At 70.1% G+C, this 23,163-nt stretch carries 19 protein-coding genes; 11 read left to right on the forward strand and 8 right to left on the reverse strand.

The window, feature by feature from the left end; all coding sequences use genetic code 11:
• Positions 1-196: 196 nt before the first annotated feature.
• Together GT354_RS21055 and GT354_RS21060 are read right to left on the reverse strand one after the other, a co-directional pair.
• Positions 197-1,756 (reverse strand): MFS transporter, encoded by a 1,560-nt coding sequence (locus GT354_RS21055; protein WP_161357900.1) that lies wholly within the window; start codon positions 1,754-1,756, stop codon positions 197-199.
• Between the two features lie 168 nt (positions 1,757-1,924).
• Complete coding sequence (locus GT354_RS21060; protein ID WP_346012106.1) at positions 1,925-2,956, reverse strand: phosphatase PAP2 family protein; 1,032 nt, start codon at positions 2,954-2,956, stop codon at positions 1,925-1,927.
• A gap of 371 nt (positions 2,957-3,327) precedes the next feature.
• On the opposite strand from GT354_RS21060, the gene GT354_RS21065 reads away from it, so the two are divergent.
• The 4 genes from GT354_RS21065 (at position 3,328) to GT354_RS21080 (ending at position 9,597) form a co-directional block, all read left to right on the forward strand.
• Positions 3,328-4,038: a response regulator transcription factor gene (locus GT354_RS21065; protein ID WP_161357901.1), complete on the forward strand. Its 711-nt coding sequence runs from the start codon at positions 3,328-3,330 to the stop codon at positions 4,036-4,038.
• 65 nt (positions 4,039-4,103) lie between these two features.
• The gene (locus tag GT354_RS21070) at positions 4,104-5,111 is read left to right on the forward strand and encodes an ATP-binding protein (protein ID WP_237535304.1); all 1,008 of its coding nucleotides are present in this window, start codon (positions 4,104-4,106) and stop codon (positions 5,109-5,111) included.
• A gap of 282 nt (positions 5,112-5,393) precedes the next feature.
• The gene (locus GT354_RS21075; protein WP_237535302.1) at positions 5,394-9,251 is read left to right on the forward strand and encodes a multifunctional oxoglutarate decarboxylase/oxoglutarate dehydrogenase thiamine pyrophosphate-binding subunit/dihydrolipoyllysine-residue succinyltransferase subunit; all 3,858 of its coding nucleotides are present in this window, start codon (positions 5,394-5,396) and stop codon (positions 9,249-9,251) included.
• Positions 9,252-9,414: 163 nt separating this feature from the next.
• The gene (locus tag GT354_RS21080; protein WP_161357904.1) at positions 9,415-9,597 is read left to right on the forward strand and encodes a DUF6104 family protein; all 183 of its coding nucleotides are present in this window, start codon (positions 9,415-9,417) and stop codon (positions 9,595-9,597) included.
• Between the two features lie 47 nt (positions 9,598-9,644).
• On the opposite strand, the gene GT354_RS21085 is transcribed toward GT354_RS21080, so the two are convergent.
• A complete protein-coding gene (locus GT354_RS21085; protein WP_161357905.1) occupies positions 9,645-10,526 on the reverse strand; it encodes a DUF4184 family protein in 882 nt (293 codons plus the stop codon).
• 217 nt (positions 10,527-10,743) lie between these two features.
• On the opposite strand from GT354_RS21085, the gene GT354_RS21090 reads away from it, so the two are divergent.
• Both GT354_RS21090 and GT354_RS21095 read left to right on the forward strand, forming a co-directional pair.
• Positions 10,744-11,607 (forward strand): DUF4097 family beta strand repeat-containing protein, encoded by an 864-nt coding sequence (locus tag GT354_RS21090; protein ID WP_161357906.1) that lies wholly within the window; start codon positions 10,744-10,746, stop codon positions 11,605-11,607.
• Positions 11,604-12,629, forward strand: coding sequence for a PadR family transcriptional regulator (locus GT354_RS21095; RefSeq protein WP_161357907.1), 1,026 nt, complete (start codon positions 11,604-11,606; stop codon positions 12,627-12,629). The genes GT354_RS21090 and GT354_RS21095 overlap by 4 nt, the downstream gene beginning before the upstream one ends.
• 61 nt (positions 12,630-12,690) lie before the next feature.
• Here the strand turns inward: GT354_RS21095 and GT354_RS21100 are convergent, their stop codons facing one another.
• The 3 genes from GT354_RS21100 to GT354_RS21110 all read right to left on the reverse strand — a co-directional run bounded on the left by GT354_RS21100 (position 12,691) and on the right by GT354_RS21110 (position 16,696).
• Positions 12,691-14,277, reverse strand: coding sequence for an ABC transporter substrate-binding protein (locus GT354_RS21100; RefSeq protein ID WP_161357908.1), 1,587 nt, complete (start codon positions 14,275-14,277; stop codon positions 12,691-12,693).
• 48 nt (positions 14,278-14,325) lie between these two features.
• Positions 14,326-15,288 carry a zinc-binding dehydrogenase gene (locus tag GT354_RS21105; RefSeq protein ID WP_161357909.1) on the reverse strand — a complete coding sequence of 321 codons (963 nt, stop codon included), beginning with the start codon at positions 15,286-15,288 and terminating at the stop codon, positions 14,326-14,328.
• 214 nt (positions 15,289-15,502) lie between these two features.
• Positions 15,503-16,696, reverse strand: a complete 1,194-nt coding sequence (locus tag GT354_RS21110) for an NADP-dependent malic enzyme (protein ID WP_161357926.1) — start codon at positions 16,694-16,696, stop codon at positions 15,503-15,505.
• A gap of 393 nt (positions 16,697-17,089) precedes the next feature.
• Between GT354_RS21110 and GT354_RS21115 the strand changes: the two genes are divergently transcribed.
• The 3 genes from GT354_RS21115 (at position 17,090) to GT354_RS21125 (ending at position 19,336) form a co-directional block, all read left to right on the forward strand.
• Entirely contained in the window at positions 17,090-17,656 is a 567-nt protein-coding gene (locus GT354_RS21115) for a CGNR zinc finger domain-containing protein (RefSeq protein ID WP_161357910.1), read from the forward strand.
• A 253-nt stretch (positions 17,657-17,909) separates the two neighbouring features.
• Entirely contained in the window at positions 17,910-18,353 is a 444-nt protein-coding gene (locus GT354_RS21120; protein WP_161357928.1) for an anti-sigma regulatory factor, read from the forward strand.
• The gene (locus GT354_RS21125; protein WP_346012103.1) at positions 18,350-19,336 is read left to right on the forward strand and encodes an RNA polymerase sigma factor SigF; all 987 of its coding nucleotides are present in this window, start codon (positions 18,350-18,352) and stop codon (positions 19,334-19,336) included. Before GT354_RS21120 ends, GT354_RS21125 begins: the two co-directional genes overlap by 4 nt.
• A 119-nt stretch (positions 19,337-19,455) precedes the next feature.
• On the opposite strand, the gene GT354_RS21130 is transcribed toward GT354_RS21125, so the two are convergent.
• Positions 19,456-19,899, reverse strand: a complete 444-nt coding sequence (locus GT354_RS21130; protein WP_161357911.1) for a hypothetical protein — start codon at positions 19,897-19,899, stop codon at positions 19,456-19,458.
• Positions 19,900-19,973: 74 nt separating this feature from the next.
• Here GT354_RS21130 and GT354_RS21135 point away from each other — a divergent pair, with 74 nt between their 5' ends.
• Positions 19,974-20,903, forward strand: a complete 930-nt coding sequence (locus GT354_RS21135; RefSeq protein ID WP_161357912.1) for a diacylglycerol kinase family protein — start codon at positions 19,974-19,976, stop codon at positions 20,901-20,903.
• A 316-nt stretch (positions 20,904-21,219) separates the two neighbouring features.
• Positions 21,220-21,474, forward strand: a complete 255-nt coding sequence (locus GT354_RS21140; RefSeq protein ID WP_020557388.1) for a WhiB family transcriptional regulator — start codon at positions 21,220-21,222, stop codon at positions 21,472-21,474.
• Between the two features lie 145 nt (positions 21,475-21,619).
• Here the strand turns inward: GT354_RS21140 and GT354_RS21145 are convergent, their stop codons facing one another.
• A complete protein-coding gene (locus tag GT354_RS21145) occupies positions 21,620-23,119 on the reverse strand; it encodes a PAS domain-containing sensor histidine kinase (RefSeq protein WP_161357929.1) in 1,500 nt (499 codons plus the stop codon).
• Between the last annotated feature and the right edge of the window lie 44 nt (positions 23,120-23,163).

The raw sequence follows: 23,163 nt of genomic DNA on the forward strand, positions 1-23,163 counted from the left end.
CGGGGCCGGACCACGCCACCCCGGCGCCGTAATCCCGCAGCCCAAAACGCAAACGCAACGGGCGGTGCGGGTGGGAACACCTCCCAACCCAACCAAACCGCAACCGCAGCACACGCGCCCCGACCCAGCACCGGCAACGGCACCGGCCGCCCAAAAAGCCACCACGCGCGCAATCGCCAAAAACGCGGCCACGAGCTCAGCCCGCGCGGCCCTCGCCGGCCGTGGTGTCCACTGCCACGTCCCCAGGATCCAGCGGCGGCCCCGCGACGTCACAACCCGTTCGACCACACGGAACGGCCGGGGCCGTGCCCTCCTCGGCGGCGAACGCGGTCGACGGGATCGTGAACCAGGCCACCGCCGTACCCACCAGCATCAGCCCCGCGCAGATCCACAGCGCCCGGTGGAACCCCGTATCCACCGCCCCCGGATCGCGGTAGCCGTCCCCGGACAATCCCACCAGCGCCGGCAACCCGGCCACCGTCAGGAGCCCCGCCGCCCGCGCGGCCGCGTTGTTGACGCCGCTGGCGATGCCGGCCCGGGTGACATCGACCGACGCCAACACCGTCGCCGTCAGCGGCGCGACCAACGATGCGAGGCCGAGGCCGAACACCAGCACCCCGGGCAACACGTGCGTCACATAGGCCGACCCCGGCCCGACCCGCAGCAGCAACAGCAGGCCGCTCGCGCACACCACCGGCCCGATCGACAGCTGCCAGCGAGGGCCGATCCGGCGGGCGAGATCCCCCGAGCGGGCCGAAAGCAGCAGCATCACGATCGTCACCGGCACCAGCGAAAGCCCCGCTTTTTGCGCCGAGTAGCCCGCCACGGTCTGCAGTTCGAGCACGAACAGCAGCATGAACGCGCCCAGCGCGCCGTACACGAACAGCGTCACCACGTTGACGGAGGAGAAAAGCCGGACCCGGAAGATGTCGAGGGGCAGCATCGGCTCCCGCGTACGCCGCTCGATCGCGACGAATCCGATACCGGCCGCCACCCCGACCGCGCCCGCGATACCCGCGGCGACCGGGTTGGCCTCCACCTCGACCAGTGCCCATGTGATGCCCGCCAGCGCCAGCGCCGCCAGCGCCGCGCCGCTCACGTCGAAGCGGCCGCGCGGCTGGGGGTCGAACGTCTCCGGCACGGTGCGCAGCGCGACCACGACCGTCACCACCGCGAGCGGCAGGTTGATCAGGAACACCCACCGCCAACTGACCGCGTCCACGAGCCAGCCCCCGAGGAAGGGGCCGAGCGCGCTCGCGACGCCGCCGAGGCCCGACCACGCCCCCACCGCCCGCGCTCGGTCGTCGGGATGGAACGACGCCTGGATGATCGCCAGCGACCCGGGTGTGAGCAACGCACCGCCGACCCCCTGGAGCGCCCGCGCGGCGATCAACACCTCGACGTTGGGAGCCACCCCGCACAGCAACGACGCCAGCGCGAACCACACGACACCGATCACGAACACGCGCCGTCGGCCGTAGCGGTCCCCGAGCGCACCCCCGAGCAGGATCAGCCCGGCAAGGGTGAGCGTGTACGCGTTGACCGTCCACTGCAGCGAGGCGAGCGACGTGTCGAAGCTCTTCCCGATGGTCGGCAGCGCGACGTTGACGACGGTCGAATCGAGCATGGCCATACCGGATCCGAGGACCGTGGCCACCAGAATCCACCGCCCGGCCCCGGTCCCGGCGCGGATACCCCCGGCGGAACCGGAGGGGCCGGCAGGACCGCCGGGACCGGCGGAAGAAGAGACGGGCATTGCAGCATCATGCCCGCGCAGTCGTCACCACACTCGGAAGCGCCCGGAAGCCTGTGAAGCACGACAGATCGACCCGTGGCCGACGGCGTCGAGGGCCGCGAGTTCGGGCCGGCCCGTCACCGCCCGCGTGATCGCTCCTGCTGCGCGACGCAACGCGCTGTCCGAGGCCTAACGCGCTGTCCGAGGCGCCGGGATCCGCCGCGGCAATCCGGCCCCGGGCCTTTGCCCCGGCCCCGGCAACACCGCAAGCGCGAAGACCAACAGGAGCAACGCCACCACCGCGTCCAACCAGTAGTGGTTCGCGGTCACGACCACCACCAACAGCGTGATCGCCGGATGCAGCCAGACCGCCCAACTCGCGATCCGCCGACTCGGTCCCGTCGCCGTGCGCCAGACCACGGCCATGCCCAGGGCGACCACCACCGCCCAGCCCACATGCAGCGACGGCATCGCCGCGAACTGGTTGGCGATCTTGGCGCCCGCGCCCGCGTACGGCGAGTCTCCCGAGTCCTTGCCCGTGTCCGTGAAGCCCGGCATCATCCGCGGCGGTGCGAGTGGTACGAGCATATGGATGATCAGGGCGATACCGGTCATCACGGCAAGGATGTTGCGCACCCAGCGGTAGTGATCGCGATGGCGTATCCACAGCCACAGCAGGAACGCGACGGTGGCCGGGAAGTGCACGTACGCGTAGTACTTGTTGCACATCAGCACTGCCGTATGCGACTGCATGAACCATTCCTGGAAGGCCGCCTCGTCGGGCAGCCTCAGGTCCTTTTGCATGGTCAGCAGTTGCTTGGCGTTCGCGTAGGCCGCCGACGTCTCGCCCGAGACCAGACCGCGCCCCAGCTTGTACACGCCGAACAGCAACGCCACGAGCAGCAGTTCGCGGCCGGCGTCCTTGAGCGTGCGCTTCCGTTGCAGCTTGGCCGCCTCGGCGTCGGTCGCGGCACCCGACGTGCCGCCGCCCGAGGCGGACCCGGACGCGGGAGCGGACGCAGAGCCGGACGGGCCGACGGAAGCGGCCGAACCTGAAGAACCGGAGGAACCGCCGGAGGGCTCGGAGGAACCGGAAGCACCCGAGGAGGAGGTGGGCGTGGAGGAGGCGGAGGAGGGGGCGGAAGAACCGGGAGGTCCCGACCGCCTCCCGCCGTTTCCGACCCCGGGGGCGGGATCCTCCGTGATCTTGCCCTTCACCACGTCCCCCAAGCTGTCGGTTGTGCCGGCTGTGCCATCGGTCTCTTCGGTCGCCGCCCGGCTGGTGAACCGGTCCCGGACCACAGGGAAACCCCGAGCAAACGGCGGTACGGCGGCAACGCTCCAGCCAGGGTAGACGGATCAGGTTAGACCGCTCCTCCCCCTGAAGTATCAATCGGGCCCCACTCATGCGAGGGAGAGAACGCTCCCGCTCTCCTCGGAACGCGGTACGAGACCGCGCCCCGATACCCCCTCCCACGTGCCCGGGCCAAGGGCCCGCCGCCGCCTTCCGACGAGCCCGCTGCCCCACCCTCGACCCAACGAACCCTCGCCAACCGGCACACGTCGCCCCCGCCGATACGTACGCTGCTCGTATGACCGACCCGACGGGGGAAAAAAGGCTCGTGCTCGTGGTCGAGGACGAGCCCATGATCGCCGACGCGGTGGCCGCGCGGTTGCGGGCCGAGGGTTTCGGGGCGATCACCGCGCCCGACGGGCCCTCGGCGCTGGCCTCGGCCGCGATCACCCGGCCCGACATCGTCGTGCTCGACGTGATGTTGCCCGGCCTCGACGGCCTGGAGGTGTGCCGCAGGCTCCAGGCACTGCATCCGGGCCTGCCGGTGATCATGCTCACCGCCCGCGACGACGAGACCGACCTCCTGGTCGGCCTGGCCGTCGGCGCCGACGACTACATGACCAAACCGTTCTCGATGCGCGAGCTGGTCGCGCGCGTGCACGTGCTGCTTCGTCGAATGGAGCGGGCCGAGGCCGCCGCGCGTGCCGGGGCGCCCGAGGCCGCGCTGCACCTGGGGTCGTTGCGGATAGACCGCACCCAGCGGCGTGTTCAGCTCGGGGCGGCCGAAGTACACCTGACGCCGACCGAGTTCGACCTGCTCGTGTGTCTCGCGTCGCGACCGCGCGCCGTGCTCTCGCGCGAGCAGTTGCTCGCCGAGGTGTGGGACTGGGTCGACGCGTCCGGAACTCGCACCGTGGACAGCCACGTCAAGGCGCTGCGCCGCAAGCTCGGCGCCGAGTGGATCCGTACCGTGCACGGCGTGGGCTACGCGCTGGAGGCACCGTCCTGAACCTTGCCCGCCCCCGGCCGAGGAAGGCCGGCGGCTCTCCTCGGACGAGCTTTCGTCGGGGCAACCTGCGCCCGCTCGATCGCCTGCGTTCGATCAAGGCCAAGCTCGGCGTGCTCGTGATCGCGTCCGTGTTCGTGTCGACGCTGCTGATCATCCTGGGGCTGCGGGCCGAGGTCAGGTTCCGCTACATGCTCGTGTTCACCTCCCTCGCGTGCCTGGCCGTGACCCTGGTGCTCGCGCACGGGATGACCTCGCCGCTGCGCGAGATGACCGCCGCCGCGCGGGCGATGGCGCGCGGCGACTACTCGCGCCGGGTCCGGGCCACCTCCCGCGACGAGGTGGGCCAACTCGCGACCGCGTTCAACCGGATGGCCGCCGACCTGGAAGCGGTCGACCGACATCGCCGCGAACTGGTCGCCAACGTCTCGCACGAGCTGCGCACGCCCATCTCCGCGCTGCACGCGGTGCTGGAGAACATGGTCGACGGCGTACAAAAGCCCGATCCCGACACGCTGGGCCTGGCCCTCACCCAGACCGCGCGACTCGGCCGGCTCGTGTCACAACTTCTCGACCTTTCCCGGCTCGATTCGGGGGCCGTTCCCCTTCACGCCCGGGAGTTCGCCGTACAGCCGTTCCTGTCGGCGCTCGCGACCGAGACCGGCGCTGCGGCGCTGGGAAGCGACGTACGGTTTCGAGTGGACGTGAGCCCGCCGGAGCTGACCGCGCTCGCCGATCCCGAGCGGCTGCATCAGGTTGTGACAAATCTGGTGGCCAACGCGTGCAGGCACAGCCCTTCCGGTGGCACGGTGAGTCTGTACGCACGACGCGACGAGGGCCCTGGCAGCCTTCGCCTCGAAGTGCAGGACGAGGGGCCGGGCATTCCGCACGGTGAGCGTGGTCGGGTGTTCGAGCGGTTCACCCGCGGCGGCGAGAGTTCCAGCGCCGACGGTGGTACCGGTCTCGGGCTCGCCATCGCCCGCTGGGCCGTTGATCTGCATGGAGGTGATATCTCGGTAGCCGAGTCGAGCCATGGATGCCGCATCCGAGTGCTGCTGCCTGGTGACTCTGCGTGATTTCGTTACTTTCCACTACTACGCGACTACTACATAACTACTGCTCACATACTGCTCAACGACTGCACGGGACGATCCCGACATGACGTTCCGTGACCAACAATACGGCGGGAAGCAACAAACGCGACCAAACGGTCAAGCGTTTGTGATCTACGCGACGCGGAGGCCGAGGGGCCTGCGCGACACCGGTGAAAGGGCGTAGCCTTGTTTCCCGCTGTCCACCACCCCAGGAAGCGGAAGAGGGCGGTTGCCGCCGTGTCGTCACAGTCCCCTAGCAACCCGATGGCCAGCTTCGGCCCCAACGAGTGGCTCGTCGACGAGATTTACCAGCAATATTTGCAGGATCCCAACTCGGTGGATCGTGCTTGGTGGGACTTCTTCGCCGATTACAAGCCCAGCGAATCGTCGACTCCGTCGACGCCCGCAGGTCAAGCCACCGTGGCAAGCCCGAGCGGCCCCACACCAGCAACACCAGGCAGTACCTCGACGGACTCCTCGTCGAACAGCAACTCTGGAAGCATCCCCGCGTCGAGCCCGGCGCAACCCCCGGCAAGCGTGACGGCGGCAGTGTCGTCGACCGCGACGGGGACGACGACTCCGGCCCCGGCTCCGAGCCACCCGATAATGACGACCGGAGTACAGGACGCGGCGCCCGCGCCGACGCCCACCCCGGCCGGCACTCGGACTCCCGCCCCGGCGGCCAAGGTCGCCGCACCTTCGACACCCGCGCAGGCACCCGCCGTCAAGGCACCCGCCGCGACGGCGAAGCAGCCCGCCGCATCCCCCGAGGCCGTCCAGCTCAAGGGCCCGGCGGCACGTGTCGCGATCAACATGGATTCGTCGCTCACGATTCCCACCGCGACCAGCGTGCGGGCCGTTCCGGCCAAGCTGCTGATCGACAACCGGATCGTGATCAACAACCATCTCAAGCGCGCTCGCGGTGGCAAGGTCTCGTTCACCCATCTCATCGGCTACGCACTGGTCCAGGCGGCCAAGGCGATGCCGTCGATGAACCACGCGTTCGAAGAGCGCGAGGGCAAGCCCTTCCTGGTCAAGCCGGCGAACGTCAACCTCGGTCTGGCGATCGACCTGACCAAGGCCAACGGTGACCGCCAGCTCGTGGTGGCGGCCATCAAGAAGGCCGACGAGATGGACTTCTTCGCCTTCTGGCAGGCGTACGAGGACATCGTCCGACGGGCTCGCGCGAACAAGCTCACGGTGGACGACTTCGCCGGAGTGACGATCTCGCTGACCAACCCGGGCGGCATCGGCACCGTGCACTCGGTGCCGCGGCTGATGCCCGGGCAGGGCACGATCGTCGGCGTCGGGGCAATGGACTACCCGGCGGAGTTCGCGGGGGCGTCCGCGGACACCCTGGCCCGTCTCGCGGTCAGCAAGACACTCACGCTGACCAGCACGTACGACCACCGCATCATCCAGGGCGCCCAGTCGGGCGAGTTCCTGCGTCGGATGAACCAGCTGCTGCTCGGCGAGGACTGCTTCTTCGAGGAGATCTTCCGTTCGCTGCGCATCCCGTACGAGCCCGTGCGCTGGGTGCAGGACATTTCCGCGACACACGAGGACGACGTCAACAAGACGGCACGTGTGCAGGAGCTCATCCACTCCTACCGGGTCCGCGGTCACCTGATGGCCGACACCGACCCGTTGGAGTACAAGCAGCGCCGGCACCCGGACCTCGACGTGGTCGAACACGGGCTGACGCTGTGGGACCTGGAGCGCGAGTTCGCGGTCGGCGGTTTCGCCGGCAAGGCGCTCATGACGCTGCGCGACGTGCTGGGCGTCCTGCGCGAGACGTACTGCCGCACGGTCGGCATCGAGTACATGCACATCCAGGACCCGGACCAACGCCGCTGGATCCAGCAGCGGGTCGAGGTCGCGCACGCCAAGCCGGACCGCGAGGACCAGCTGCGCATCCTGCGCCGGCTCAACGCGGCCGAGGCGTTCGAGACCTTCCTGGCCACCAAGTACGTCGGCCAGAAGCGCTTCTCGCTCGAAGGCGGCGAGACCACCATCCCGCTGCTCGACGCGATCATCTCGGCCGCCGCCGAGGACGGTCTCGACGAGGTCGCGATCGGCATGGCCCACCGCGGCCGGCTGAACGTGCTGACCAACATCGTCGGCAAGTCCTACGCGCAGGTCTTCCGCGAGTTCGAGGGCAACATCGACCCCAAGTCGATGCACGGCTCGGGCGACGTGAAGTACCACCTCGGCGCCGAGGGCACGTTCTCCTCCGAGGACGGCGCGCAGGTCAAGGTGTCGCTCGTGGCGAACCCGTCGCACCTGGAGGCCGTCGACCCGGTCCTGGAGGGCGTCGTGCGCGCCAAGCAGGACATCATCGACATGGAGGGCGCCGACTTCCCGGTCCTGCCGCTCCTGCTGCACGGCGACGCCGCGTTCGCGGGTCAGGGCGTGGTCGCCGAGACGCTCAACATGTCGCAGCTGCGCGGCTACCGCACCGGCGGCACGATCCACGTGGTGATCAACAACCAGGTGGGCTTCACCGCCTCCCCGGCCGCGTCCCGCTCGTCGATCTACGCGACCGACGTCGCGCGGATGATCGAGGCGCCGATCTTCCACGTGAACGGCGACGACCCCGAGCAGTGCGTGCGCATCGCGCAACTCGCGTTCGAATACCGGCAGACGTTCCACAAGGACGTCGTGATCGACCTCATCTGCTACCGGCGCCGGGGTCACAACGAGGCCGACAACCCGTCGTTCACGCAGCCGCTGATGTACGACCTGATCGACAAGAAGCGTTCGGTGCGCAAGCTGTACACCGAGGCGCTCATCGGTCGCGGCGACATCACCGTCGAAGAGGCCGAGCAGGCGCTGAAGGACTACCAGGACCAGCTGGAGAAGGTCTTCTCCGAGGTCCGGCAGGCCACCGGCCCCAAGGACGCGGCCCAGGCCTCGCCGGCGTCGCCGGCCGCGGACGTCCCGTTCCCGCGGATCGATCCGACCGGCATCTCGCAGGAGTCGGTCAAGCGGATCGTCGACTCGCAGATCTCGCAGCCCGAGGACTTCACCGTGCACCCGCGACTGCTTCCGCAGTTGCAGCGTCGCGCGGCGATGGTCGAGGACGGCACGATCGACTGGGCCATGGGCGAGACGCTCGCGTTCGGTTCGCTCCTGATGGAGGGTCGCCCCGTGCGACTCGCCGGCCAGGACAGCCGCCGCGGCACCTTCGGCACCCGGCACGCGGTCCTGATGGACCGCAACACCGGCGCCGAGTGGACCCCGCTGGCGAACCTGACTCCCGAACAGGCGAAGTTCACCGTGTACGACTCGCTGCTCAGCGAGTTCGCCGCGATGGGCTTCGAGTACGGCTACTCCCTGGCCCGGCCGCAGTCGCTGGTGCTGTGGGAGGCGCAGTTCGGCGACTTCGCCAACGGCGCGCAGTCGATCATGGACGAGTTCATCTCCTCCGCCGAGCAGAAGTGGCACCAGCACTCCGGTGTGGTGCTGCTGCTTCCGCACGGCTACGAGGGCCAGGGTCCGGACCACTCGTCGGCCCGGATCGAGCGCTACCTCCAGATGTGCGCGCAGAACAACATGACGGTGGCCGCGCCGACCCTGCCGAGCAACTACTTCCACCTGTTGCGTTGGCAGGCGCTCAACCCGCACCACAAGCCGCTCGTGGTGTTCACCCCGAAGTCGATGCTGCGGCTCAAGGCCGCCGCGTCGAAGATCGAGGAGTTCACCACCGGGCAGTTCCGGCCGGTCATCGGGGACACCACGGTGGACCCGGGCAAGGTCAAGCGCGTCATCATGTCGTCGGGCAAGTTCCACTACGACCTGGCCGCCGGGCGCGCCAAGTCGGGCCGCGACGACATCGCGCTGGTGCGCATCGAGCGGCTCTACCCGCTGCCGGTGGCCGAGCTCAAGGCCGAGCTGGAGCGCTACGGTCTGGACCGCTACGGCAAGGATCTGGAGCTCGTGTGGGCCCAGGAGGAGCCGACCAACCAGGGTGCGTGGCCGTTCATCGCGCTGAACCTGGTCGAGTACGGCCTGCCGGCGCCGCGACGGATCGCCCGTCCGTCGTCCTCGTCGCCGGCGGTCGGTTCGCCCAAGCGGCACGAGGCCGAGCAGCAGGGCCTGGTCGAGGAGGCGATGAGCTGACGTCGAACCGACGCGGCTCCTCGTTGCACCGATTCACCGGCTCCGCCCCGGCGCGCGTACCATGCGCGCCGGGGCGGAGCCCGTTGTCCACCGGCCGGCCGCGCCCGCGGTCGGCGGCCGGGCGGTCGTCCGCACACGGCACACGCATACGGAGTTGGGGAGCATGTACTTCACGGACCGCGGCATCGAGGAGCTGGAGAAGCGGCGCGGCGAGGAGGAGGTGTCCTTCGCGTGGCTCGCCGAGCAGCTGCGCACGTTCGTGGACCTGAACCCGGAGTTCGAGACGCCGGTCGAGCGACTCGCCACGTGGATCGCGCGCCTGGACGACGAGGACGACGACGAGTAGCGCGGGGCCGTGGCCGGCTCGGCCCTCGTCCGGTGACCCGCCGGCCCTCAGGCCGTGACGCGGCGGGACGCGAAGTGGTGCCACGACGCCCACGCGGCCCCGTACAACACGAGCCCGGTCGCGAGTCCGCGGCCGAAGCCGGTGGCCACGTCGAAACCGAGCACCTCGAAGGCCGGCACCCGCCCGTCGGGCAGCGGCAGCACCGCCTGCGACGCGCCGAGCAGGCCCGCCAGGGTCAACGCGCCCACCACGCCCCAGCGCACCCCGGGAGCCATCCGCGGGCCGTCGAGCGGGCGTTCGGGCAGCCGGCCGATCCAGCGCCGGGTCCACACCGCGCAGGCCACCAGGCCGAGCACCGTGCTGACGTGCTGGAGCAGGACGTAGCCGGGCCGCAACCCGAAGAACTCGTGCCGCAGTTCGGGCAGGACGTGGGCTACGCCCGGGTCGTTGTGGTGCGTCCACGCGTCCCACCCGATGTGGGTGAGCCCGCCGAGGATCGCCGAGACCACGAACCACGCGCCCGCCGTGAGACCCTCCCGGACGAACGGCGCACGGGCGCGCGCGGCCGCCCGGAGCCTGCCCGGCAACACGGGCCGAAGCGGCTCCTCCAAGCGGCTGCGCACTCCGTCCGGGAGCAGCACCAGCAGCGGTCTCGCGAGCAGATGGAAGCCGATCACCAGTAACACCGTCAGCGCGATGTTCAGGCCGAGCACGCCGGGCCAGAGCTCGTGCGTCGCCGCCCGGTCGGCGCGCACCGGCAGGGTGTCCAGGTTCACGAACAGGATCACGTCGGGCGCCATCGCGCCGAACGCGAGCGCGGACGCCACCAGCGGCCCGTGGCGCCCCGCTCCGTCGCCGGCCGTGGTACCGGTGCGGGTGGCCCCTTGCAGGGGCAGGATCGCGGCGATGTGGCTGAGCGTGAATGGCATGCGTACTGCCCCCGTAATGCCGTCGCGTGACGAGTACCCCCGGCCGAGTGGCCGGGCGACCGAGAGCCGGCGTCCGTCGCCGCCCGGCCCTCGGCAGGAAGAAACGTGAAAACCGAACCCGCTGGTTCCCTTGACGTGCGGCAGACGCGATATATCGTGAGCGGAAAGAGCTTCGCGATATATCGCGTTCGGCACTCCGACCCGAAGGGGAGGGTCCATGTCCCGATGGATGATCGAGGCACCGGAAGACCTCACGCTCGACCCCGTCAGCGTGCTGCGGGTGCGCACCATCGGCGGTCTCGTCGACGTCGTGGGCACCGACGGCCCGGCCCGCCTGGAGGTGCACGCCATCGAGGGCGCGCCGCTTCTGGTGACGCACGACGAGGTGAGCGGCGAGTTGGTCGTGTCCTACGAGGACCTGACCGGCAAACACCTGATGAACTGGTTCCAGGGCGCTCGGCGCACCGACTTCAAGGCATTCGTGGCCGACGGCCGCGCGCTCGCCCAGCGGCACGTCGAGGTGTCCCTCGCGGTGCCGTGGGACTGCACGATCGAGGTCGGTGTGGTGTCCGCGCACGCGACCGTGTCCGGCATGCACGGCGCGACCACCGTGCGCAGCATCGGCGGCGACCTCACCCTGGTCGGCCTGACCGGCACGGTCGACGCCAACACGATCTCGGGTTCGGTGGACGCCGAGTCGATGGCCGGCGATCTCAACGTCGTGACGGTGGCCGGCTCGCTCACCGTGATCGAGGGCACGGGCGGCAAGGTCCGGGCCAACTCGGTCTCCGGGCCGATGATCCTGGATCTGGACGCCGTCGGCCGCAGCGACGTGCAACTGAGCACCGTCTCCGGCGAATTGACGGTACGGCTCCCGCACCGCGGCGACATGAAGGTCGACGTGCGCAGCGCGGGCGGTTCGGTCGACTCGGCGTTCGACGAACTGACCACGAGCGGCCGATACGGTGCGAGCCACGTGAGCGGCCGGCTCGGCGAGGGTTCGGGGCGGCTTCAGATCAACTCGATATCGGGCGACGTGGCGCTGCTGCGCCGCGCCCCGGAGGGAAAGGTGATCGCATGACCCCGGTCTTCGGTCACGGCCGGCTGCGGCTGTACCTGCTCAAGCTGCTCGACGAGAGCCCCCGACACGGCTACGAGGTCATCAGGCTGCTGCACGACCGCTTCATGGGCCTCTACGCGCCCTCGGCGGGGACCGTCTACCCCCGGCTCGCCAAGTTGGAGCAGGAGGGCCTGGTCGAGCACTCGGTCGAGGGCGGTCGCAAGGTGTACCGCATCACGGACGCCGGCCGTACCGAACTGGGCGAGCGCGCCGCGGAACTGGAACAGTTGGAGGCGCAGATCCACGAGTCGGTGTACGAACGGGCCCGGGAGATCCGCGACGAGGTGCGCACGTCGGCGCAGAGCCTGCGCGAGGAATTGGGCGAGGCGGTCCGTGAGGTGCGCGGGGCCTCGCGCCCGGCCGACGGCCCGGGGGGCCCGACCGGCGCGCGCTCGCGGGGGAAGAAGGCCGCGGCCGAGCCGAATTCGCCGTGGGGGCCGGTCTTCTCGCAGAAGATGGCCGATCTCGCCGAGGGGCTCGCGCACAACCTCGTGGACCTCGCGGGCAAGCGGGGCGTGCACGAGTTGGAGCGCGAACTGCGGCGCAGGTTCGGCGGCGAGGCGGCGGGTGGCGAGGGCGGCGGGCGCGACGCGACCCGGCGCAACCGCCCGACCGAGCGGGTGGATCTCGACCTCGACCCGGACGCGTGGGCGGCCGAGACCGACCGGCCCGGGCGGGCCACCGGGCCCGCGCGGCCCGAGTCGCCCGATGCCGACGAGCGCGACGAGCGCAAGGGGTCGAAGCGGGCGAAGGGGAGCAAGGAGTCCAAGGGCGCGAAGGGCGCCGGGTCCGAGCGGTGCTCGTCGGAGGGCTTCGACGTGGAACGGATCGTCGATCGACTGCGCGGCGAGATCGGCCCGTTGGCCCACCGGGCGGGTGTGACGGCCGATCAGGTCGACCGCGCGCGCGACGTCGTGGTCACGGCGCTGCGTGAACTGCGGGAGATCTTCGACGAGCGCGACCGGCCGAACAAGCGGTCGTAGGGCGGCGGTTACGCCGGTGCCGAGAACCGGTGCGGGTGTCCGCCACCGGCGCTGCCACCGGTCAGTCGCGCAGGTGCAAGCCGGCGAGGTCGAGTCGACCCGACGCGAGCAGTCTCGTGTCGATCGACTCGACCTTGTCGTTTCGGCCGAGCGCGATCTTCGGGTACACCGGCGGGATCACCACGGCGTCGCGCGCGACGATCTCGGCCGCGAGTCGGGTCAGCTTGGCCCGGCGCGCGTTGTCGGCGGTGGCCCACGCCTCGTCGAGCAGGCGGTCCACCTCGGTGTTGAGGTAGCCCGTGTTGTCCGTGCTCGTCGACACCGCGGGGCTGAGCACCGCGAAGCCCGTACGGCCCGCGGCACTCGACGCGCGGTTGTCCACGAGGGCGACGTCGAAGTCGCCGATCCGGCGTCGGGCGGCCCACGCGCCCGCGTCGATGTGCTCGACCGTGACGGTGAATCCGATCCGGTTCCAGCCTTCGGCGAGGATCCTTGCCACGTCGCCGAGTTCGGGCGCCTCGCCGGTCACGACGGCAAGCGTGAAGTGCACCCCGGGCGGCACCGTGCTCTCGCCGAAGGCGGCCTTGACCCGTTCGGGCTCCACGGTCGGCCCGGCGGTCGCGCTCGCGCTGGGTTTGGGTGACGCGGTCGGACTCACCCCGCGCCCGTAGGGCGTGTACTCGGCGTCCCAGCCCTCGTTGCCGGGCCCCAGCGGGCCCTGACCGATCACTGCGGCGCCCTTGTAGACGTCCTGGGCCACGCGCGTGCGGTCGGTGCCGAACGCGAGTGCGCGACGGACGCCGACGTTGTCGAACGGCGGGCGTCGCAGGTTGGGCAGCACGACGAGGTCGGCGGGTCCGTTCGCGTCCTGGACGTGGGTGTCGCGGGCCTTGTGCAGCCGGCGGACCTGGTCGGGCGTGGGTCGCGGATACACCGCGATCCGGTGCCGGCTCAGGTCGGCGACGCCGTCGGCGACCGGGCGGAACTCCATCGCGTCGAGCGGCACGGCCTTGCCCCGGTATCCCTCGTCCCGCCGAAGTCGCACGAGCTGCCCGCTCGCCTCGACGAGCCGGAACGGACCGGTACCGACGAGCGCCCGCGGGTCGCCGAGGGTGGCCAGATGCGGGATCGGCAGGTTGGCCAGGAACACCCGGAGCACGCCGAACGGGCGGGGCAGTTCGATCCGTACCGTTCGCGGGTCGGGCGCGGTGATCGCGCCGAGCCGCCCGGCGAGGTACGGCGCCCAGTCGCCCGCGGTCGCGGGATCGGACACGTGCCGCAGGCACGCGGCGACATGGTCGGCGGTGAAGGGGTCGCCGCCGTGGAAGCGTGTGTCCGGCTTGAGGCGGATGGTCCAGCTCAGCCCGTCCGGCGCGATGATCGGATCGGCCGCGGCCAGGACCGGGCCGATCGTGGTGTCGTCACGGTAGCCGTACAGCGCCTCGACGACGGGGTCGGCGATCCACCGCGCGGGCTCGGCCGTCGTGTACACCGGGTTGAGCACGTCCGGCAGGCGTGGCAACCCGACGGCGAGCGTGCCGCCTCGGCGCAGGTCGTGGCTGTTGCAGGACACGAGCAGGCCGGTGGACACCGCGGCGAGCCCGGTGCCGGCCCCGAGGGCGAGCACACGGCGACGAGACAACGGCATCCGGGGGTCCTTCCGATACGACCCGGGCGAGCGCCGGACCACACGAGCTCAGTTCGTGAACACGATCTTGCCGAACAGGTCGCCCTCGGCCAGTCGGCGAAACCCCTCGCTCGCGTCGGCGAGCGGCAGCACGGTGTCGATCACGGGCCGCACGCCGCTGTCGGCGCACAGCCGCAGCAGGCCCGCGAGTTCGTCCTTGTCGCCCATCGTGGAGCCGACCACGCGCAGTTCCTGGAAGAAGATCCGGGTCAGTTCGGCGGCCGGCGGGCGGTCGCCCGAGGTCGCGCCGGAGATCACGATCGTGCCGCCGGGCTTGAGGCTCTTGACCGAGTGCGACCATGTGGCCGCGCCGACGGTCTCCATCACGGCGTCGACCCGCTCCGGCAGCCGGGCTCCGGAGGCGAAGGCGGCGTCGGCGCCGAGTTCGACCGCCCGCGCGCCCTTGGCCTCGTCGCGGCTGGTCACCCACATGCGGTAGCCGGCAGCCTTGCCCAACACCACGAGCGCGGTGGCCACGCCGCCGCCGGCGCCTTGGACGAGCACGGTCGCGCCGGGACGCGCGCCGGAGTTGGTGAACAGCATCCGATACGCGGTCAGCCACGCCGTGGGCAGGCAGCAGGCCTGCTCGAAGCTCAGTTCGGCGGGCTTGGGCAGCAGGTTCCAGCGCGGTACGGCGACTTTCTCGGCGAACGTGCCGTCGTAGCGCTCGGTGAGGATCGACCGCGGCTCGTCGGTGCCCAGGCCGCCGATCACCGAGTGCACGACGACCTCGTTGCCGTCCTCGTCGATACCGGCGGCGTCGCAGCCGAGGATCATCGGGAGTTGCTTGTCGGTGATGCCGACGCCCTTGAGCGTCCACAGATCGTGGTGGTTGAGCGACGCGGCCTTGACGGTGACCGTCGTCCAGCCGGGCGGCAGGCCCCCGTCGTGCCCCGGCTCGGGACGGTCCCCGAGTTCGAGGCCGGACAGCGGGTTCTGGGCATCGATGCTCACGGCACTCACGGCAAACATGAAAGGCACCCTACTGACGCGAGGGACCCGCCCGAACGAGCAGGCCCCTCGCGTCGCGCACTGTGCCCGTTCGGGGGGACGATCCCGAACCCGAGCGGATCAGGCCCACGCCACAGCGTCCCGACGCGCCGCCTTCGTCACCGCCGGCGCCACCCGCACGTCGAACGGCGACGACTGTGCCGACCCGAAGGACGACCCCCGGCCCCCCGGTACATCAAATCCGCGCCACACCGTCCCGGCGCGCCGCCTCCGCGACCGCCTTCGTCACCGCCGGCGCCACCCGCACGTCGAACGGCGACGGGATGACGTGATCCGGACGAAGTTCGTCGGCGACCACCGCCGCGAGCGCCTCCGCCGCCGCCACCTTCATGCCCTCGGTGATCCGCTTCGCCCGCACGGACAGGGCGCCCTTGAAGACGCCCGGGAACGCGAGCACGTTGTTGATCTGGTTCGGGTAGTCGCTGCGCCCGGTCGCGACGACCGCCGCGTACTTGTGCGCGAGGTCCGGCTCGATCTCCGGGTTCGGGTTGGCCATCGCGAAGATGATCGCCTGCGGCGCCATCGTCGCCACGACCTCCTCGGGCACCTTGCCCGCGGACACGCCGAGGAAGACGTCGGCCCCGGCCATGGCGACCTCGATGCCGCCCGCGAGGTTGGCCTTGTTGGTGAGTTCGGCGATCAGTCGCTTGATCGGCGTGAGGTCGTCGCGGCCCTCGTGCACGATGCCGCGGCTGTCCACGACGCACAGGTCGCCGATCCCGGCCTCGATCAGGATCTTGGCGATCGCGATGCCGGCCGCGCCCGCACCGGAGATGACCGCGCGCAGGTCGCGGAGTTGCCGCCCGGTCACCGTCGCCGCGTTGCGCAGCGCGGCGAGCGCGACGATCGCGGTGCCGTGCTGGTCGTCGTGGAAGACCGGGATGTCGAGCCGCTCCTGGAGCCGGCGCTCGACCTCGAAGCAGCGCGGGGCGCTGATGTCCTCCAGGTTGATGCCACCGAACGACGGGGCGAGCCGCGCGATGGTGTCCACGAGTTCGTCCACGTCGGTGCACGAGAGCGCGAGCGGCACCGCGTCGATGCCGGCGAACTCCTTGAACAGGATCGCCTTGCCCTCCATCACCGGGAGGGAGGCGGCCGGACCGATGTCACCGAGTCCGAGCACGGCCGTGCCGTCGGTGATCACGGCCACCGTGTTGGACACCCACGTGTAGTCGTGGACCAGTTCCGGATTCTCGGCGATGGCCGTGCACACACGTGCCACGCCGGGCGTATAGGCGAGGGACAGGTCGTCCCGGTCACGCACCGGAACCGTCGAACGCACTTCCATCTTGCCGCCGCGGTGCAGGGCGAAAACCGGATCGAGATCGTCCGTCGCCGTGCTGTCCGTAGGGATGATCTCCGCTGCCACAGTGACCCCTTTGTCAACATCGTCAGTAGAAAGGCGCAGCTCGTCGCAACGCTGTCGCCGGCTGCGTGCCTCAGCGACACATCGGCGCTTCGTGCAGCGCACATGATCCGGCTGAGGGTACGGGGGTCACCCGTGACGCCGATTTTGACACACCCCCCAAACGAGGATGAGTCGGGGCGAAGAACCGATTACCACCTTGGTGTGATGGTGCGTCAGACCCCTTTGCAGTGGGAGGACGGTAGTGCCACGACCGGTACGCTGACAGTAACCGCCGCCACATCCGGGGCCTGGAACCCGCAGGTGACACCCGAGTGAACTCCTTCGGGCGACTCGTTCGGGACGTGCGAGCCGGGTCGGACCTCGCCGTCGGCGGGCCCCACGGAAGGGCATTCGTTGGATCTCGCCGCCTACGCCGAGCACGCGGTCCGCCTGGTCAACACCGAACAGCCCGCCCGCGGCGTGGACCTGTTGCGCTCCCCCGACGACGTGCTCGAACTGCTCACCCCGGTACGTCGGATCCCGCCGCGCGTCACGGAGGGTGACATCTCCCGCCTGCGTTCGGTCCGGGCCCGCCTGCGCACGGTGTTCACCGACGCCGCGGCCGGCCGCGAGGGCGACGCGGTCGCGACGCTCAACGGAGTGCTCGCCGAGTTCCCCGTACATCCGCGCGTCACGAGCCACGACGACAGTCCGTGGCATCTGCACCTGGCCGGCGACGCGGTCGGCGCGGCCGAGGGTTTCGCGGCGCTGGCGGGCATGGGCCTGGCCGTACACCTGACCACTTCCGGCATCGAACGCCTGGGTGTGTGCCACGCGGCGCCGTGTCGCAACGTTTTTTTGGACACGTCCGCGAATCGCTCGCGCCGGCACTGTTCGGACCGCTGCGCGTCGCGCGCGAACGTCGCCCTGTACCGGGCCCGACGCAAGGCACCGGCCGCGCGGCCCGACCGACATGCCTGACATATGCGGGTTGGCTTGGACCCGACGGTGGGACATGTACATGGACAGGCGGATCCCGCCGTGCGAAGTTGCCGAAGTTCGGTACACTACGTACTCGTCAAATCACATATCGTGACGTAACGTCGTGTAGGCAGTGCCTTCGGTCGGATCCCCCCATGGGTGAGGACAGTTGTCGGCCGGCGCGGTAGCGTCGCTGGGGTTCCCCCCGACATCGGTGGTGACCGCCCCCGCGGCGGCCACCCACAGCAGCACCTTGGAGGTGAGGGTGTCCCAGCGATCCGCATACACGGCGGACGAAGCCGGCACCGGACAGCGTGACTTCGTCGAGGTCAGGTTGCCTGCCGAAGGTGCCTATCTCTCCGTCCTGCGCACCGCGACCGCGGGCCTCGCGGCCCGGCTCGACTTCACCCTGGACGAGATCGAAGACCTGCGCATCGCGGTCGACGAGGCGTGCGCGATGTTGCTCGACCAGGCGGTGCCCGGCGGAGTCCTCTCCTGCGTGTTCAACCTGGTGGGTGACGCGCTGCACGTGACCGTGTCCGCGCCGACCACCGACGGCCGAACACCCGCGCGCGACACGTTCGCCTGGACCGTCCTGTCGGCTCTCGCCGGCGAGGTGGACGCGAAGGTGGACGAGGACAAGGTGGTCAGCATCAGCCTGCACAAGAAGCGCGGTGGCGGGCCGGAGCAGACGTGAGCAGTGGTGTTGAAGGCGCGGCCAACGAACCGCAGCCGAGCGCGGCCTCTCCCGACGAGGCCGCCGGGCGCGGCCGAGGGGAGGGGGAGGGTGAGGGCATGGTGAGCGACGCGAGCATGACGATGGACGGTGGCGTCCAGGCCGCCGGTCCCGCGGAACCGACGGGGCCCACGGGACCCACCGGGACCGCGGTCCCCAGCCGGCGACGGGCCGGCTCGGAACGGCACGCGCACGACCGTGAGATCGCCCGCGGGCTGTTCCTTCGGCTCGCCGAGCTCGAATCGGACCCGCCCGCGCGGGCCGCGGTGCGCGACCGGCTGGTGGAGATGCACCTGCCGCTCGTGGAGCACCTGGCCCGGCGATTTCGCAATCGCGGCGAGCCGCTGGACGACCTGATCCAGGTGGCGACGATCGGCCTGATCAAGTCGGTCGACCGGTTCGACTCGGACCGCGGCGTCGAGTTCTCCACCTACGCGACGCCGACCATCGTCGGCGAGATCAAGCGGCATTTCCGGGACAAGGGCTGGGCCGTTCGCGTGCCCCGCCGCCTCCAGGAACTGCGCCTCGCGCTGACCTCGGCCACGGCCGAACTGTCGCAGCGCAACGGTCGATCCCCCACGGTGGCCGAACTCGCGGTGCAGTTGGGCATCTCCGAGGAAGAGGTGTTGGAGGGCCTGGAGTCGGCCAACGCCTACAGCACGCTGTCGTTGGACGTGCCCGACACCGACGACGACTCTCCCGCGGTCGCCGACACTCTCGGCGCCGAGGACGACGCGTTGGAGGGCGTGGAGTATCGCGAGTCGCTCAAGCCGCTCCTGGAACAGCTTCCGCCGCGCGAGAAGAAGATCCTGTTGCTGCGCTTCTTCGGCAACATGACGCAGTCGCAGATCGCCCAGGAGGTCGGCATCTCCCAGATGCACGTCTCCCGCCTCCTCGCGCGCACGCTGGCGCAGTTGCGCGAGCGACTCCTGGTCGAGGAGTAGTAGCGGACGCGGTGCTCCCCTGCGGACACGTGCAGCACGTCGACGCGGGCGCGCACCCGCCGTGACGTCCGAAAGCCCCGAACCGAGCGATCGGTTCGGGGCTTTCGGCGCGCGCCGGATCAGGACTGCGGAGCCTGTCGAGCCTGGTGGTGCGCTTCGAGCGCGTTGTACATGGAGGGCGTCGCGAGCACGACGATGGTGGCCACCCCCACGATCATGGTGAGGATGCCGATCACCATCTGATCGGCCTTGATCAGGTACCAGCCCATCCCGACCACGATCAGGTTGGCGGTGATCGCGGGCGACCGGCTCCAGCGTCGGCCGCGGAGCATCCCGACGAACGCGGCGACCACACCGACCGCCAGGATCAGCAGATAGATGCCGATCGCCACGCCCTCGCTCGAGTTGGTCGGGTGACCGAACTCGCTGCGGAAGGTCAGGTAGAGGGCGTATCCGAGGAGCGTGAGCGCCTCGACGCCGACCACCGCCGTGGCGATGCGCCAGGTGAGGGGGAGGGTCCCGGTGGGGTCCGTCGGTTCCTGGGAGGAAGGGCTCTCGGTCACACGTCGACTGTAACCGCGCTCGTCGCGGATCCGGGCCAGGGGAGTCCTACCGGCCGGTAGATATCCTGTACGGCATGCGTGCCCTTCTCGTCGTGAACCCCGCGGCCACGACCACCAGCGAGCGGACCCGCAACGTCCTCGCCCACGCGCTCGCGAGCGACCTCAAGCTCGACATGGTGAGTACCGAGCACCGTGGGCATGCGGCGGAGCTGGCCCGACAGGCGGCCGACGACGGGCTCGACCTGGTGATCGCCCTCGGCGGCGACGGCACGATCAACGAGGTCGTCAACGGCCTGCTCGTGGACGGCCCGGCCCCTTCGCTGCCCGCCGTGGCGGTGGTCCCGGGCGGCAGCACCAACGTGTTCGCGCGCTCGTTGGGCATTCCCAACGATCCGGTCGAGGCGACCGGCTTCCTGTTGGCCGCGCTGCGCGCGGGGCGCAGCCGCGAGATCGGGCTCGGGATGGCCGACGAGCGCTGGTTCCTGTTCTGCGGCGGCCTGGGCTTCGACGCCGACGTGGTCGGCCGGGTCGAGAACCGTCGCGCCGCCGGCCGGCGCTCGACCCACGGGCTCTACGTACGGTCCGCGCTGCGGCGCTTCTACGGCGGGCGCGCCGATCGCAGGCGCGGCCCGCTCACGTTGGAGGTCGCGGGGCAGGACCCGATCGAGGGAATCTGCCTCGGGATAGTGCAGAACACGGTGCCGTGGACATTTTTGGGCAACCGACCGCTGAATCCCTGTCCTCAAGCGTCATATGACACCGGATTGGACCTCTTCGCGCTCAAACGGATGTCAACACTGCCCACATTGCGCCATCTGGCCCAGATGTTGGGCTCGACGGGTAATGCTCCACATGGGCGTCACGTCGTGTCCCTGCACGACTGCGATGCGTTCACTCTTCGGGCTGAAGAACCTGTTTCTCTTCAGGTCGATGGCGACCATCTGGGAGAACATCGGAGTGTGACCTTCCGGGGGGTTCCCCGTGCACTGCGTGTGATTGTGTGAGTGGAAGGGCCGTTTGACCTTGCACTCGAACGCAAATACCCCGTTCACCCCTTCGAAGTAGTGGTGTGACCTAGTCGACACCGATGATTTTAAAAATCCTGGCCCAAGGGGGTTGTATCAGCGGCCGAGGTTTGTAAGGCTCTACGAGGCGGCAGGGACGTGGCCGAAAGGTCATCTTCACCGCCCGAATCCACTGCCAAACCTGGGGACCGACTTTGTCGGCCCCATGTTCGTCGGGGGGTTCGTGAAAGCGTTCACATTCACAAGCCACAGCAGGGGCCGGAAGCCCCCGCTGACCCACGAGGAGTTGGACCGCATGGACTGGCGCCACGTTGCTGCCTGCCGTGACGAAGACCCGGAGCTGTTCTTCCCGATCGGCAACACCGGTCCCGCTCTGCTTCAGATCGAGGAGGCGAAGGCGGTCTGCCGCCGTTGCCCCGTGATGGAGCAGTGCCTGGGCTGGGCTCTCGAGTCCGGTCAGGACGCGGGTGTGTGGGGCGGTCTCAGCGAGGACGAGCGTCGCGCTCTCAAGCGCCGCGCCGCCCGCAACCGCGCACGCGCCTCCGCCTGATCACACGGCAAGCACGACCGAGCTTCACCACAGCTTTACCGCAGTTGCCCCGCCGGGGTCCGCGAGGACCAAGGCGGGGCAACTGCTTTTTTGTGGGCCGATCTCGGGATCGTGGGGCGCCCGTCGGCCGCGACTGCCGTGCGGCTCAGCGGCGTTGGCGCAGTTGCAGGTCGAGCGTGACGATCGTGCCGCCGGTGGGGTTGGGCACCATGTCGAACCGGCCGGCGAGTTCGCTGCCGACCAGCGTGCGCACGATCTGGAGGCCGAGGTTGCCCGACACCTGCGGATCGAAATCGGGCGGCAGTCCGATGCCGTCGTCGGTGACCGTGATCAACAGCCGTTCCGCCCGCCGTTCGGCGTGCACTTCCAACGTGCCGGTGCGCTCGTTGCCGGTGCGTTCGTTGCCGGTGCGCTTGTCGGAGGGCGGATCGTCGAAGGCGTGCTCCAACGCGTTCTGCAACAACTCGGTCAGCACCATCGCGAGCGGGGTCGCGGTCTCGGCGATCAGTTCGCCGAAGTTGCCGTGCCGCGCGGTGCGTACCCGCACCGCCGACGCGGCGACCTCGGTGACCATCGAGAGCACCCGGTCGGCGATCTCGTCGAAGTCCACCCGCTCGTCGAGCGTCTGCGACAACGTCTCGTGCACGATCGCGATCGAGCCGACTCGGCGCACCGCCTCCTCCAACGCGGCCCGGGCCTGCGGCGCGTCCATCCGGCGGGCCTGTAGACGCAGCAGCGCGGCCACGGTCTGGAGGTTGTTCTTCACCCGGTGGTGGATCTCCCGGATGGTGGCGTCCTTGGTGATCAACTCGCGTTCGCGGCGCCGTAGTTCGGTGACGTCGCGCAAGAGCATGATCGCGCCGATCCGGTGGCCCCGCGGCTTGAGCGGGATCGCCCGCAGCTGGACCACCGCGGCCGGCGTCTCGACCTCGGTCTCGCGCGGGGCCCAGCCGCTCGCGACCGCCGAGATCGCCTCGTCGACCGGCCCCTCGTGCGGCGCGAGTTCGGCGGTGATCCGGCCGAGGTGGCAGCCGACGAGGTCGGTGGCCAGGCCCAGGCGGTGGTAGGCGGACAGCGCGTTCGGGCTCGCGTACTGCACGACGCCGTCGGCGTCGAGCCGGATCAGGCCGTCGCCCACGCGCGGCGACGCGTCCATGTCGAGCAGTTCACCGGCATGCGGAAACGTCCCTGCTGCGATCATCTGGGCGAGGTCGGCCGCGCTCTGGAGATAGGTGAGTTCCAGCCGGCTGGGCGTGCGCGCGGTGAGCAGGTTGGTGTTGCGCGCGATCACGCCGATCACCCGGCCGGCCCGCGAGACCGGGATCGCCTCGACCCGGACGGGCACGTCGTCGCGCCACTCGGGGTCTCCCTCGCGCACGATCCGGCCCTCGTCGAGAGCCGCGTCCAGCATCGGCCGTCGCCCGCGCGGGACGAAGTCGCCCACGAGGTCGTCCTGATGCGACGTGGCGCCGGTGTTGGGCCGCATCTGCGCCACCGCGACGTACTGCCCGTCGCTGGTGGGCACCCACAGCACCAGGTCGGCGAACGACAGGTCCGCGAGCAGTTGCCACTCGGACACCAGCAGATGCAGCCACTCCAGATCGGCGGGGGGCAGCGACGAGTAGCGGCGGACGAGATCGTTCATCGAGGGCACACGCGCAGCGTACTTTCCGTACCGCCTGCGATCCT

Origin of the sequence: Streptomyces sp. SID3343 (genome assembly GCF_009865215.1) — a bacterium.
GTDB lineage: Bacteria > Actinomycetota > Actinomycetes > Streptomycetales > Streptomycetaceae > Embleya.